The sequence below is a fragment of the Thermodesulfovibrio aggregans genome (assembly GCF_001514535.1).
In the GTDB taxonomy this organism is placed as follows: Bacteria; Nitrospirota; Thermodesulfovibrionia; order Thermodesulfovibrionales; family Thermodesulfovibrionaceae; genus Thermodesulfovibrio; species Thermodesulfovibrio aggregans.
Map to the genome: position 1 here is coordinate 37,498 of NZ_BCNO01000001.1, position 13,120 is coordinate 50,617.

Genomic DNA, 13,120 nt, shown 5'->3' on the forward strand with positions numbered 1-13,120 from the left:
CTTAATTCGCAGGGTGGATAAAATTTCTACCCTGCTTTTTTGAGAAATTTTTTATTATAGTTTTTTAAAATTATTCGTAGGAGGCATAGATGGCTATTTATAAAAGAATATTAGCATGTATTGACGGATCAGATGAGAGTTTTCATACTTTTGAAGAGGCTGTTAGATTTGCAAAAGAAAGAGATATTACAGTATTTGCTTTGACTGTTGCTCCATCCTATCATGGAGATTTAAGTCTTGTAGGCATCGGAGTTTCTATTGAAGAAATAAGTAAACCATATAAGGAAACGCTTTCAAAAGCTAAAGATATAGCTGAGAAACATCAAGTTCTCGTGAAAACTCTTTATGAAGAAGGAGAACCCTTTGAAAAAATTATTGATGTAAGCGAGGAAATCTCATCAGACTTAATAGTTATGGGTAAAAAAGGGATAAGCGCTCTTCAGCAGGTTTTGATGGGAAGTGTGACAGAGAGAGTAATTGGTTATAGTAATACAGATGTTTTAGTTGTTCCAAAGAATTCAACGATCAAATGGAATAAATGCCTTGTAGCTGTTGATGTGTCAAAGTATGGTGAAAAAGTTTGCAGTAAAGCAATAGATATTGCAAGAGATTTTCAATCAGAGATAAACCTGATTTCTGCAGTAGAAGTCCCTCTGGCAGTTTTTGCAGTTAAGCCTGAACTTTATGATGAACAGGTGAATAAAACAAAAAAATACTTAAAAGAGCTTGAGCTTAAATTTCATGGTGAAAATATATCTCCCAGAATTTTTATAGAAGAAGGAGAGCCTTACAAAAAGATTCTTGAGAAAGCAGATCAGATTCAGGCTGATATTATTGTTGTTGGTTCTCACGGAAGAACTGGGCTTAAAAGGCTTCTTATGGGAAGCACCTGCCAGAGAGTAATTGGCCTTTCAAAGGTGCCTGTCCTGGTCGTTAAATCATAAATGAAATATTTCATATCAGGTTGGGCAGGTTTTAGAGAAGCACTGGATGTGCCAGAGGAGTGGCATTTTATAGTTCCATTCATTGATTTAGATGAAGCAGGGATTTTAGATTTTTTTAAGAACAAATCAGGGAAAACGCTTATTGGCTGGTCAACAGGCGGGCATATTATACTTAAGAATTTTAATTTTTTTACATCACGATTTGATGAGATAATCGTTGTGGCAGGATTTAGGAAATTTACCGACTATGTAAATCCAAGAATAATTAAAAAAATGATTAATAAAATGGAGCTTGAACCAGAGGAAGTTATAAAACAATTCCATATCAATGCAGGCTTAAATCCCTATATTCCTGAAAGTATTGATAAGCAGGCACTCATTGAGGGTTTAAGATTTTTACTTAATTCTGACTTTAATTCTATCAGTTCTTTAAAGAATAAGCCGATTTTTATACATGGAAGTATGGATAAGATTTTACCCTTCAGAGCGTTAAGTGATTTAAAAAAATTATATCCCTCTGCTGAAACGCATCTTATATCAGGCTTTCACTGGATTCCTTTTAAAATCTTAAATACTTACATACCCAGATAAGATTCCTTTATTTGTGGATTTTCAAGAAGTTCTTTTGAATTCCCCGATATTGTTATTTCTCCAACTTCCATAACATATGCTCTGTTACTTATCTCTAATGCCATATGAACATCCTGTTCTACTAATAAAATACTAACTCCAGATTCGTTAATCTTTTTTACTACATCAACGAGTATTTCTACTATTGTCGGAGCAAGTCCTAATGTAAATTCATCTATTAAAAGAAGTTCAGGCTCATTCATAAGAGCTCTTCCTATTGCAAGCATTTGCTGTTCTCCACCTGAAAGGTCTCCTCCAAGATGATTTTTTCTTTCATAAAGTCTTGGTAAAATAGAGAAAACTTTTTCCATTCTTTCTTTTAATCCATTTCTTCTTTGATATGCTCCTATTTCCAGATTTTCTTTCACGGTCATGCCTGAAAATATTCTTCTTCTTTCTGGACAAAGACTTATTCCCAATTTTACAATCTTATCTGGTGAAAGGTTGGTAATGTTTTGCTCATTAAAAATGATTTCTCCACTCCATATTCTTAGTCGTCCTACAATTGCTCTCATTAAGGTGCTTTTCCCTGCACCATTAGAGCCAAGAAGAGCAACTATTTCTCCTTTATTGATTTCAAGGGAAACATTTCTCAATATCTGCAAATCACCGTAGCCAGTGTTGAGATTTCTTACTTCAAAAAATTTCATTATGCCACCCCTCTTTGTGCGAATTTACTTCCTAAATAAGCCTCAATTACTTGAGGATGATTACAAACTTCATGAGGTTTCCCTTCACATATAAGCTCCCCCAAGTGGAGAACAACAACTCTATCTGATATCCCCATTATTACTTTCATAACATGTTCAATGGCTATTATTGTTATTCCCCTTTCTTTTAAAAGCAAAATCTCTTTCATTATGTCATCAAGCTCTTTCGGATTGAGTCCTGCCATAACTTCATCAAGAATTAAAAGTTCAGGATCCATTGCTAATGCTCTTGCAAGTTCAAGTTTTTTACGCTGAGCAATTGGTAAGATGCTCGGTTCTCTGTCCTTTTCATTTAAAAGCCCAACTATTTTTAATGCATCCATTGCTATATCTTTTGCTTCTGCCCTGTTTTTAGCATTTTTTCTGCCATAAAATGCTCCAACCATAACATTTTCCAAAACTGTAAGACCTTTAAAGGGCTTGACAACTTGAAATGTTCTTGCTATTCCCATTTTTGAGATTTCATATGGTTTTTTGTTATTTATTAACTCTCCTTTGTAATAAATTTCACCCCGTGTTATGTCAGTTAGGCGGCATATAAGATTCATTAAAGTTGTTTTCCCTGCACCATTGGGACCTATTAAGCCAAGAATTTCTCCTTTGTATACTTTGAGATTTACATTATTTAAAACCTCAAGTCCTCCATATTTTTTTGCGAGATTTTTTGTTTCAAGCATTATCATATCTCAGCACCTCAAAGTTTATTTTCTCTCAGATTAATAATAATTTTTCTAAAAGAAAATCCGCCTTTAAATGTTTCAAATAGCCCCTTAGGAATAAAGATTACGATTAATATAATCAACATTCCAAGTATCATTCCATGAATTTCTATAAATTTGCTCCATACGAATTCTGATACAAGCTCAAGAATAAATGCACCTATCATGGGACCCAATACAGTTGTTCCACCTCCAAGCAAAATCATAGCAAACATTTTTACTGAATAGGAAGTTTCAAAAACTGTAGAAGGGTCAATATATGTTAACCAGTAAGCGTAGGCTCCACCAGCTATTCCAACCAGAGCTCCACTTATAGCCCAGGATATTGTTTTAAACAATGATGTATTTATTCCCATTACACTTGCTGCGTCTTCATCAATTCTTATTGCTCTCAAAGCATATCCAAATTTTGAACGAAAGATTAAAAAAGCTACTGCAATGGTAAGCAGCATTATCAAAAGAATAGCATAATAAAAAAACTTGTAAATATAGGCAGGTTCACCTTCCATAATAGGCAAAGTAAGACCCATACCTCCGCCAGTTATTTCAGTCATGTTGTCAACAATTTCTTTTATAGCTTCCATTACTCCTATTGTAGCAATTGCGAAATAATGCCCTTTTAGTCTTAAAAGAGGTAGTCCTAAAAGTGTAGCAATCAGAAATCCTGACAATGCACACAAAGGAAGCGTCAATAAAAAGGAGAAATTATATTTTGTCATTAATACTCCAGTTACATATGCTCCTATCCCAAAAAAGGCTATATTTCCAAAGGCTGGATATCCTGTAAATCCTATGATTATGTTACTTCCGGTCGCAATTGCTGCAAACATAAATGTTTGAGTAAGAACTCTGAGCCAGTATCCTGACACTAAAAATGGGAGTATTACTAATATAGCAATAAATATAAAAAATAAAATTACACTTTTTTTCATATCAATGCTTGACCTCCGCAAAGTATTTTTTCCCGAGGATTCCTGTTGGCTTTATTACTAAAACTAAAACCATTATTGCAAGAGTAATGGCATTTTTATAACTTTCTCCGATTATGTAAGAACTCAATGTTTCAACAATACCGAGAATAATTCCACCCAGAAGAGCTCCTTCAACTCTTCCAAGTCCACCAAGAATGCTTACAATAAACGCTCTTAAGGTTAAAGAGCCTGCCATAGATGGAGAAAATGCCTGTGTTAACGAGAAAAGACTTCCAGCAACTCCTGCCAATCCTGAAGCAATTGCGAAGGTTATTGCAAAAATTTTTGCCGGATTTATTCCTACCATCATTGCAGCATCAATATCAAGAGATGTTGCTTTAATCGCTTTTCCTGTCCATGTTTTATTAAGGAAAAGACTTAGAAGAAGTGTAATTAAGATACATATAGCAAATACAGCAAGTCTTATATAAGGTATAACAATATCTCCGATTATTAAGCTTTCTCCAGCATAATCAGGAGTAACAGACCTGAAGTCAGCTGAGAAAAAGGTTGTCATAAAATTTACGAGAAATATCTCTATACCAAAAGTTAGGATAAGAAGCATAAAAATCTGTGCCTTAACAACTAAATTAAGTAAATATCTTTGCAAAATATATCCGAAAATAAAAAGGGGTATAAAACTAAATGGAAGGCTTAAAAAAGGGTCAACTCCGTAATACTGAAACAAAAATAAAGTAATATACGCTCCTAAAAGAGCTATTGCTCCATGAGCAAGATTAATTATGTTTGTTACTCCCCAAACAAGCGAAAAACCAACTCCAATAAGAGCATAAAATCCTCCAAGAAGAATACCATTTAGAAGAACTTGTAATATTATCATATCCTCCCTCGTATTAATTTAATAAAAAGCCCGGAATAAACTCCGGGCTTTCAAAATTATCTCCATGCAGGTTTTGGATATACAGGTTTTGCTTCAGCAGCATTTTCAGGATATACTGTTTTCTGTTGTCCTCTCTGTATCTGTATAACAGGCATTCCTTTATCAACAACTTTTCCTGTTGCGTCAAATCTGATTTTTCCAAAAAGCGTTTCTTCATTAAAGCTTGCAAGTGCCTGTCTTATTTTGTTTATATCCGTAAAAGTGCCTGCTTTTTCAATAGCTCTCTGGAATATAACCGCTGCTGCAGCTCCTCCCGCAGCGTGATAGTTAGGTTCTACGCCAAATTTTGCCTTAAATGCTTTTACGAAGTTTTCATTTGAGCCAAAAACAGGATCTTTATATTTTAAAGTTGGTGTCCACTGTGCTGAACCAAAAATATACTCAGCGTCTCCTTTCAAGGCTGTGACAAAATCCGGTAAAGTTGGACCAACTGAAAAGGCAATGGCTTTAGGATTTAATTTATAGTCTTTGCTCTGTTTAACTATTACAACAGTATCTTGAAAATGTCCACATCCAATGAGAATATCAGGATTTTTTGCTTTAATTTCTACAATAACTGTGGAGAGGTCCTGTGTGCCTTTTGGATAATCCTTGTAATAAACTACTTTATATCCGTATTTTTGTGCAGATGCCCGTGCCCCTTGAGCAACCTGAGTTGAAAAAAGATCGTTTGAGTAAACGATAGCAACGGTGTTTGGCTTTGGAGTTTTATTTCTTAACATTTTTAAAGTATCATCCATATACTCAGTTGCTACAGTATAAATTCCAAAAAGATTTTTGAAACCTCTCGTATAGAGTTTATCTGCACCAGCACCACCCTGAACCATTAAGGCTCCGTATTTCTCAGTAATTGCAGAGGTTGAAAATACGGATTCACTTCCATAAGGACCCAGAATAAGTTTGATGCCGTCTTCAGTGATAAGTTTTTCTACAAGCTTTGCTGCCCTGTTTGGATCGCTTTCATCATCGTAATATTTAATTTCAACTTTGTAGTATCTGTTGCCGATTTTGATTCCACCTTTTTTGTTTACAGTTTCTTTCCATAGTTCATAACCGTTTTTTACAAGGTTTCCTTCCTTGGCAAGTTTACCAGTAAGTGAAATCGCAGCTCCAAATTTTATTACATCTGCTGCAAAAGAGACTGATATGAGAAAAAAACTCAATAGAAAAACTCCCATCATAAAACTTAATCGTTTCATCTTGCCCCTCCTTAAAAGTTTTTAATGATAATATTAAAAATGTTTAAAAAAGTCAACACCTATCTTGCCAGTTGCCGTTTTTTAGCTTTTTCTGCAACTGCATGGGATACTGCCTGAGCAACTTTTTTGTTAAATATGCTTGGAATTATGTAGTCTTCGTTTAATTCATCGTCTTTTATTATGTTTGCTATTGCATTGGCTGCTGCAAAGAAGATTTCTTTGTCAACTCCCCTTGCACGCACCTCAAGTAATCCTTTAAATAATCCAGGAAATGCAAGTACATTGTTTATCTGGTTAGGATAATCAGACCTTCCTGTTGCCATTATTCTTACAAGAGGCATGGCAAGTTCTGGTGCAATTTCAGGGTCTGGATTGGCAAGGGCAAATACTACTCTGTCTTTTGCCATTTTTTCTATGTCTTCAGGTTTTAAAATATTCGGTGCAGAAAGCCCTATAAATACATCCGCTCCTTGCAATGCATCTGAGAGATTTCCTTTGATTTTTTCTGGATTTGTTCTTTTAGCAAGCTCCTCTTTATGTGGATCCATGTCCTCTGTTCTTCCCTCATATAGAGTGCCTGCTCTGTCACATACAATTATGTTTTTTATTCCATAGTCAAGAAGCATATAGGCTGTGGCAGTTCCTGCAGCACCTGCTCCAGCTATAACAACTTTAAAATCTCTAATATCCCTTTTAAAGATTCTTCCCACATTTATCAATGCAGCTAAAACAACAATTGCAGTTCCATGCTGGTCATCATGAATAACAGGAATATCAAGCTCCTGCCTGAGTCTTCTTTCAACTTCAAAACAGCGGGGTGCTGCAATGTCTTCAAGATTTATTCCACCAAAAGGCGTTGATATTTTTTTTATTATATCTACAAGCTCATCCACCTCGGTTGTCCTTATGGCTATTGGAAAAGCATCTACACCTCCAAATTCCTTAAAAAGCATACATTTACCTTCCATCACAGGCATTGCAGCATCTGGTCCAATGTTGCCAAGTCCAAGCACTGCTGTCCCATCAGTGATAACTGCAACAGTATTCCCTTTAATTGTGTAGCGATACACATGGTCTGGATTTTTATGAATATCCTTGCAAACTCTTGCAACTCCGGGAGTATAAACGCGGGATAGGTCTTCTCTGCCTTTGACAATAATTTTATTATATATTCCGATTTTGCCGCCTTCGTGCACAAGAAATGTTTTATCCATTACCCTGAGGATTTTGACGCCTTCAATGTGTTTAAGTGCTTTTATGATTTTCTTTTCATGCTCTTCATCTCTTGCATTTACTGTTATGTCTCTAATGATTTTCCCTTTTTCAACTTTTACAATATCAATTGAACCGAGGTCCCCTCCTGCACCACTTATGGCTGAGGCAATTTTTGCAAACATTCCGATACGATTTTCAATCTCAACACGGACCGTTATACTATAACTTGGACTTGGTACATATCCCATTTTTATCCTCCTATGCTTGACATTGTGCTATAAATTATACAAAATAAAATAATTTTTGAAAACAGGGAGGAGTATAAGTGGAGATTAACAAACACTATTTTGACACAGTTATTATTGGTTCAGGATTGGCAGGTTGTCGTGCTGCAATTGAATGTATTAACCATGGAACAGTGGGAGTGCTTAGTAAGCTTTATCCAACCCGTTCCCATTCAACAGCAGCACAGGGAGGCATTGGTGCTGCTTTAGGAAACGAAGAGGAAGACAGTCCTGAATGGCATACTTATGACACTGTAAAGGGAAGTGATTTTCTTGGAGATCAGGATGCAATTGAAATTATGTGCTATGACGCTATACCAACAATCATTGAGCTTGAGCATATGGGTGTGCCTTTTTCTCGTACCAAAGAAGGAAAAATTGCCCAGAGAAGATTTGGTGGACATACAAGGGAGTTTGGTAAAGCACCTGTTCGCAGAGCCTGTTATTCTGCTGACAGGACAGGACATGCGGTGCTCTTTGCACTTTATGAGCAGAGTCAGCTTAAAGGTGTGAAATTTTTTCAGGAATTTCAGGTTCTTGATATTGTTGTTGAGAATAACGCTGTTCAGGGGATTATTGCAGTAAATATAAAGGATGGTTCGATTCATGTATTTGAATCAAAGGCAGTTATAATAGCAAGTGGTGGTTATGGAAAAATTTTTAAAGTCACATCAAATGCCTATGCAAGCACCGGTGAATGTCTAAGCATGCTTTTCAGACAGGGACTACCCCTTGAAGATATGGAGTTCTTTCAGTTCCATCCAACAGGACTTTATGGACTTGGAATACTGATTACTGAAGGTGCAAGGGGAGAAGGCGGAATACTGATTAATGGAAAAGGTGAGAGATTTATGGAAAGATATGCCCCAACCATAAAAGACCTTGCTCCCAGGGATATGGTATCCAGAGCAATTCTCACTGAGATAAGAGAAGGAAGAGGAATTGATGGAAAAGACTATGTTTATCTTGACCTTAGACATATAGACAGAAAAATTCTTGAAGAAAGACTTCCAGAGATAACCACCTTCTGCAAAATCTACATGGGCATAGATCCATCGGAAGCTCCAATTCCTGTTGTTCCAACTGCTCATTATGCAATGGGTGGAATTCCAACAGACATAGATGGAAGAGTACTTAGAGATATTGATGGCTCAGTTGTTTACGGACTTTATGCAGCTGGTGAGTGTGCCTGTGTTTCTGTTCATGGTGCAAACAGGCTTGGATGCAATTCTCTGCTTGATACAGTAGTATTTGGTAGAAGGGCTGGTAAAGCTGCTTCAAGCACTCTTAAAACTGCGCAAAAGGGTAAGGTTAAAAAGGAAAGAATATCTCTCATAGCAGATTGTATAAAGATGATAAGAAATAGCAAAGGTAGAGAAACAGTGGCTTCAGTGAGAAAAGATTTACAGGCAGCTATGATGGATAAATGTTCAGTATTCAGAACTGAGGAAGGTTTAAAGGAAGTTCTTGAAGAAATAAAGAACTTAAAAGAGCGCTATAAAGAGATATCCATAACTGATAAATCAACAACATTTAATACAGAACTTCTTGAAGCTATAGAACTTGGGCATATGCTTACTCTTTCAGAAGTAATAGTTTCCAGTGCATTACAGAGAACAGAAAGCAGGGGTGCTCACTACAGGGAAGACTATCCAAAAAGAGATGATGAAAACTGGCTCAAGCATACTTTTGCCTTTCAAACAGACAAAGGTATCACTTTCAAATTTAAACCTGTTAAAATAACAAGATTTAAACCGGAGGAGAGGAAATACTGATGGAGAAATATTACACTTTTAGAATCAAAAGATATTTACCCGATGAAAATCCACCTACAAGATGGGACGAGTTTAGAATTAAGCTTAATAGCATGGAAAGGGTTTTAGACGGACTTATTAAAATTAAAGAGACAAGAGATGGAACTCTCACATTCAGAAAATCATGTGCTCATGGAGTATGTGGTTCCTGTGCAATGAAAATTAACGGCAAAAACAGGCTCGCCTGTCAAACTCTTGTAAAAGATTTACCTGAAATTATAGAGATTGAGCCTTTGCCTTCTTTGCCTGTTATAAAAGACCTTGTTGTTGATATGTCCCTATTCTTTGAGAAAAATGATAAGGTTCTACCATATTTAATAAATGATGAGCCTCCACCTGAAAGAGAAAGAATTCAGTCTCCTGAAGACCAGCATAAAATTCTTGAATCAATTACATGTATAATGTGTGGAAGTTGTACAACATCATGCCCTGTTTTCTGGGCTGACAAAGAATATCTTGGACCATCTGCTTTGCTTAAAGCATACAGATTTCTTTTTGATACCCGTGATAGAGCTACAGAGCAAAGGCTTGAAGCAATTACAGGTGAACATGGAGTATGGAGATGTCACTCAATTTTTAACTGTGTAGAGGTCTGTCCAAAGGAGATAGATATTACAAAGCATATTTTAAAATTAAAGCGACTGGCTGTTAAGAAAGGCTTTACTGGAGGTGAAAGATGAGATATCGCTGGAACACTGGCTCAATTGCCTGGCTCGTTCATAGAGTTACAGGAATCATTCTTGCACTTTACTTAATTGCCCATATTTATGTTTTAAGCCATTTAAAAGACCCTGTGTCATATGATAAATTGATGGCATTGATGAAAAATCCCATCATTAAGATCGGCGAATTAATACTTTTCGCTATAGTTTTAAAACATGTTTTTGCAGGAATAAGAATCACACTTCTTGAGATGGGAGTATCTACGAAGTATCAAAAGCAGATGGCTTATGCTGGAGCAGCAGTTGTAGCAGTGTTATGGTTTATTGGTGCAATTTACTTTTTAAAGGAGGTGTTTTAATGTGGAGCTGGCTTTTACATAGAATAACCGGTGTGATTCTTGTTGTTGGACTACTTTATCACTTTGTTCTAATGCATTTTATGGGTCATGACAACTACTCTTATGAAGCAGTCATGCAAAGACTGAGTGATCCGTCATGGAAGATTTTTAATATTGTATTTCTAATTTCAGCTCTATATCATGGCTTTTATGGATTGAATGGTCTTGTTTTAGAGTATATAAAGAGTGATTCATTAAAGAAGTTTTTGAAGATTATGATATTTGTTATTCCGGTAGCACTTGCTTTTTGGGGGGTTAAGATTGTATTTTTATTATAAATAATTTTGAGAGGGCTAAAATGCCTACAACCTTTATATGGAAAGGCAGAACAGAAGAAGGAGTTATAATAACAGGCGAAACTGAAGCTGAGAATGAAGGAGAACTTCTTTTAGCATTAAGAAAAAAAGGTATAATTCCAAGATACGTAAGACAGAAAGAAGAAAAAAGATTTCTTAGTTTAGGAAAAGTTTCAAATAAAGATATTCTCTTTTTTACCCGTCAATTTGCAACTCTATTTGCTTCAGGTGTACCAGTTGTTCAAGCTTTTGATGCATTGATAGGACAGATAAAGAATAAAACTTTTAAAAAAGTTCTCATTCAAATGAGAAATGATATAGAAAAAGGTTCATCTTTGGCTGATGCTATGAAAAGGCACCCACGCGTATTCAGTTCACTTTTTGTAAATATGGTAAGAGCTGGTGAAGAAGGTGGAATGCTTGATAAGGTACTTCAAAGAATGGCTGATTATTTTGAGAAAATGTTAAAACTGAGAAGAAAAATCATTGGCGCTATGATTTATCCTAGTTTAGTAATAGGTATTGCTGTTTTGGTTGTAGCAGTTATAATGATATTTGTCATCCCAACATTTGCCAAACTGTTTTCTGAAATGGGAGTTGATCTGCCTCTTCCTACAAGAATAACAATTGGTTTGAGCAATTTTATGGCAAGTTCAGGAATTTTTATATTTTTAGGAATTATTGGATTTTTTATATTTGTAAAATTCCTGAGAGCTTCGGCTAAAGGTAGAAAAATCACAGATAACATTCTATTAAGAATTCCTCTTTTAGGGGTTATATTGCTTAAATCTTCTCTTTCAAGATTTTCAAGAACACTTGGAACTCTTCTTGGCAGTGGTGTCCCAATTCTTAACAGTATGGAAATTTCAGCAAGAGCTTCAGGTAATAAAGTGATAGAGGATATTGTTTTAGATATGAAAGAGGAGATAACCGGTGGTAAATCTCTTACAGAAGTTTTAAAAACAAAGCCTGAAATTTTTCCACCAATTTTTGTTCAGATGGTAGGTGTTGGAGAGTCAACAGGTAAAACTGATGAGATGCTCAATAAAGTAGCGGATTTTTATGATGAAGAAGTTGACAATGCTGTGGCAAATCTAATGAGTATGCTTGAGCCAGCATTGATAATATTTCTTGGAGTAACAATTGGATTTATAGTAGTATCTCTTTATCTGCCTATATTTAAGCTCGGCGAGGTTGTTGGCAGAGGAGGTTAAAAGCCTCTATAAGTCTTTCAATGTTTTCATGAGTATGTGCTGCACTTATAGTAATTCTTATTCTTGGAATTTTTACTGTTGGTGGTCTGATAACAGGTGCATAAATACCCAAACTATTAAATATTTTTGAAGCATTCATCGCATCTTCAATACTTTCAAAAAGAAGTGGAATAATAGGAGTTTGCGTATTTGTTGTCTTAAGACCTAAAATTTTTATAGCTTCAATAACTTTTTCAGTATTATGCCAAAGTGTGTCAATAAGAGTTTTATCTTCTATAATAATTTTTATTGAAGCAATGGCAGAGGCAATAACACTTGGTGGCAGAGCAGTTGAAAAGATGAATCCTCTTGCTGAATTTATAAACCAATCTATTAAACTATTTGTTCCGCATACAAATGCACCAAAGCAACCTACTGATTTTGAAAGAGTTCCCATTTGAACTACGAAATTTTCTTGAGGAAGATTAAAATGTTTCCATGCACCCTGTCCTTGTCCAAGAACACCAGTTCCGTGGGCATCATCAATATAAAGAATTGCATCCTCAAACTTGCAGATTTCATAGAGTTCTTTAAGTGGAGCGATGTCTCCATCCATGCTAAATACTGTGTCAGTGATTACTATTTTTTTTCCCTTGCATGAAGTTTCTTTTATTTTTTGGGATAGGTCATCTATATCGGCATGTTTATAAATAATTTTTTTTGCTTTACTGAGTCTTATTCCATCAATAATGCTTGCGTGATTAAGTTCATCACTGAAAATTATATCTTCTTCCTCAGCTAATACTGGTATTAATGATGTATTAGCTGTGTAACCAGAATTGAGAACAATTGAACTCTCTGTTCCTTTTAGTTGAGCTAAAAGTTTTTCCAGCTCTTTATTAAGAACAGTACCTCCAGCAAGAAGTCTTGATGCTCCTCCGCCACAGCCAAAAATTTTAATTGCTTGCATTGCTGCTTCTTTTACCAATGGATGCTGGCTTAATCCAAGATAGTCATTGGATGAGAAATTTATATATTTTTTTCCATTTATTGTAATTTCCATCCCATCTCTTGAGTTCACATCTTTTAAAGAACGATAGAGATTTTGTTCTTTAAGTCTTCTGAGTTTTTCTTCCAAAAATTCAAAAAATTTTTCACTCATATAAATTACCTCTTGACAAAAA

14 protein-coding genes are annotated in these 13,120 nt (G+C 35.5%); 7 read left to right on the forward strand and 7 right to left on the reverse strand.

Annotated features, from left to right (window positions below):
• Positions 1–89: 89 nt before the first annotated feature.
• Both TAGGR_RS00190 and TAGGR_RS00195 read left to right on the forward strand, forming a co-directional pair.
• Complete coding sequence (locus TAGGR_RS00190) at positions 90–944, forward strand: universal stress protein (RefSeq protein WP_059175367.1); 855 nt, start codon at positions 90–92, stop codon at positions 942–944.
• Positions 945–1,535, forward strand: coding sequence for a hypothetical protein (locus TAGGR_RS00195; RefSeq protein WP_059175368.1), 591 nt, complete (start codon positions 945–947; stop codon positions 1,533–1,535).
• On the opposite strand, the gene TAGGR_RS00200 is transcribed toward TAGGR_RS00195, so the two are convergent.
• Genes TAGGR_RS00200 through TAGGR_RS00225 form a run of 6 tightly spaced genes read right to left on the reverse strand, consistent with a single transcriptional unit; the run spans position 1,520 to position 7,537 of the window.
• On the reverse strand, positions 1,520–2,224 hold the full coding sequence (locus TAGGR_RS00200; RefSeq protein WP_059175369.1) for an ABC transporter ATP-binding protein: 705 nt from the start codon (positions 2,222–2,224) through the stop codon (positions 1,520–1,522). The two genes, TAGGR_RS00195 and TAGGR_RS00200, sit on opposite strands and share 16 nt — an antisense overlap.
• A complete protein-coding gene (locus TAGGR_RS00205) occupies positions 2,224–2,967 on the reverse strand; it encodes an ABC transporter ATP-binding protein (RefSeq protein WP_059175370.1) in 744 nt (247 codons plus the stop codon). Before TAGGR_RS00205 ends, TAGGR_RS00200 begins: the two co-directional genes overlap by 1 nt.
• Positions 2,968–2,978: 11 nt before the next feature.
• Positions 2,979–3,935 carry a branched-chain amino acid ABC transporter permease gene (locus TAGGR_RS00210; RefSeq protein WP_059175371.1) on the reverse strand — a complete coding sequence of 319 codons (957 nt, stop codon included), beginning with the start codon at positions 3,933–3,935 and terminating at the stop codon, positions 2,979–2,981.
• A 1-nt stretch (position 3,936) separates the two neighbouring features.
• Positions 3,937–4,815, reverse strand: coding sequence for a branched-chain amino acid ABC transporter permease (locus TAGGR_RS00215; protein WP_059175372.1), 879 nt, complete (start codon positions 4,813–4,815; stop codon positions 3,937–3,939).
• Positions 4,816–4,871: 56 nt separating this feature from the next.
• Complete coding sequence (locus TAGGR_RS00220) at positions 4,872–6,074, reverse strand: amino acid ABC transporter substrate-binding protein (RefSeq protein WP_153000399.1); 1,203 nt, start codon at positions 6,072–6,074, stop codon at positions 4,872–4,874.
• A 59-nt stretch (positions 6,075–6,133) separates the two neighbouring features.
• Entirely contained in the window at positions 6,134–7,537 is a 1,404-nt protein-coding gene (locus TAGGR_RS00225) for an NAD-dependent malic enzyme (RefSeq protein ID WP_059175373.1), read from the reverse strand.
• Between the two features lie 77 nt (positions 7,538–7,614).
• Between TAGGR_RS00225 and sdhA the strand changes: the two genes are divergently transcribed.
• Genes sdhA through TAGGR_RS00250 form a run of 5 tightly spaced genes read left to right on the forward strand, consistent with a single transcriptional unit; the run spans position 7,615 to position 11,957 of the window.
• The gene (sdhA, locus tag TAGGR_RS00230; RefSeq protein ID WP_082673495.1) at positions 7,615–9,348 is read left to right on the forward strand and encodes a succinate dehydrogenase flavoprotein subunit; all 1,734 of its coding nucleotides are present in this window, start codon (positions 7,615–7,617) and stop codon (positions 9,346–9,348) included.
• Positions 9,348–10,067: a succinate dehydrogenase iron-sulfur subunit gene (locus tag TAGGR_RS00235; protein WP_059175374.1), complete on the forward strand. Its 720-nt coding sequence runs from the start codon at positions 9,348–9,350 to the stop codon at positions 10,065–10,067. The genes sdhA and TAGGR_RS00235 overlap by 1 nt, the downstream gene beginning before the upstream one ends.
• Positions 10,064–10,408: a succinate dehydrogenase, cytochrome b556 subunit gene (gene sdhC, locus TAGGR_RS00240; RefSeq protein WP_059175375.1), complete on the forward strand. Its 345-nt coding sequence runs from the start codon at positions 10,064–10,066 to the stop codon at positions 10,406–10,408. The genes TAGGR_RS00235 and sdhC overlap by 4 nt, the downstream gene beginning before the upstream one ends.
• Positions 10,408–10,725, forward strand: coding sequence for a succinate dehydrogenase, hydrophobic membrane anchor protein (gene sdhD, locus TAGGR_RS00245; RefSeq protein WP_059175376.1), 318 nt, complete (start codon positions 10,408–10,410; stop codon positions 10,723–10,725). The genes sdhC and sdhD overlap by 1 nt, the downstream gene beginning before the upstream one ends.
• A gap of 20 nt (positions 10,726–10,745) precedes the next feature.
• Positions 10,746–11,957 carry a type II secretion system F family protein gene (locus tag TAGGR_RS00250; RefSeq protein ID WP_059175377.1) on the forward strand — a complete coding sequence of 404 codons (1,212 nt, stop codon included), beginning with the start codon at positions 10,746–10,748 and terminating at the stop codon, positions 11,955–11,957.
• On the opposite strand, the gene bioF is transcribed toward TAGGR_RS00250, so the two are convergent.
• Positions 11,923–13,098, reverse strand: a complete 1,176-nt coding sequence (gene bioF, locus TAGGR_RS00255; RefSeq protein WP_059175378.1) for an 8-amino-7-oxononanoate synthase — start codon at positions 13,096–13,098, stop codon at positions 11,923–11,925. The genes TAGGR_RS00250 and bioF overlap by 35 nt on opposite strands.
• Positions 13,099–13,120 lie beyond the last annotated feature (22 nt).

What these genes read in the sequence shown, in the direction of transcription:
- TAGGR_RS00190 (WP_059175367.1), top strand. Translation starts at nt 90, where the DNA reads ATGGCTATTTATAAAAGAATATTAGCATGTATTGACGGATCAGATGAG.
- TAGGR_RS00195 (WP_059175368.1), top strand. Translation starts at nt 945, where the DNA reads ATGAAATATTTCATATCAGGTTGGGCAGGTTTTAGAGAAGCACTGGAT.
- TAGGR_RS00200 (WP_059175369.1), bottom strand. Translation starts at nt 2,224, where the DNA reads ATGAAATTTTTTGAAGTAAGAAATCTCAACACTGGCTACGGTGATTTG.
- TAGGR_RS00205 (WP_059175370.1), bottom strand. Translation starts at nt 2,967, where the DNA reads ATGATAATGCTTGAAACAAAAAATCTCGCAAAAAAATATGGAGGACTT.
- TAGGR_RS00210 (WP_059175371.1), bottom strand. Translation starts at nt 3,935, where the DNA reads ATGAAAAAAAGTGTAATTTTATTTTTTATATTTATTGCTATATTAGTA.
- TAGGR_RS00215 (WP_059175372.1), bottom strand. Translation starts at nt 4,815, where the DNA reads ATGATAATATTACAAGTTCTTCTAAATGGTATTCTTCTTGGAGGATTT.
- TAGGR_RS00220 (WP_153000399.1), bottom strand. Translation starts at nt 6,074, where the DNA reads ATGAAACGATTAAGTTTTATGATGGGAGTTTTTCTATTGAGTTTTTTT.
- TAGGR_RS00225 (WP_059175373.1), bottom strand. Translation starts at nt 7,537, where the DNA reads ATGGGATATGTACCAAGTCCAAGTTATAGTATAACGGTCCGTGTTGAG.
- TAGGR_RS00235 (WP_059175374.1), top strand. Translation starts at nt 9,348, where the DNA reads ATGGAGAAATATTACACTTTTAGAATCAAAAGATATTTACCCGATGAA.
- sdhC (WP_059175375.1), top strand. Translation starts at nt 10,064, where the DNA reads ATGAGATATCGCTGGAACACTGGCTCAATTGCCTGGCTCGTTCATAGA.
- sdhD (WP_059175376.1), top strand. Translation starts at nt 10,408, where the DNA reads ATGTGGAGCTGGCTTTTACATAGAATAACCGGTGTGATTCTTGTTGTT.
- TAGGR_RS00250 (WP_059175377.1), top strand. Translation starts at nt 10,746, where the DNA reads ATGCCTACAACCTTTATATGGAAAGGCAGAACAGAAGAAGGAGTTATA.
- bioF (WP_059175378.1), bottom strand. Translation starts at nt 13,098, where the DNA reads ATGAGTGAAAAATTTTTTGAATTTTTGGAAGAAAAACTCAGAAGACTT.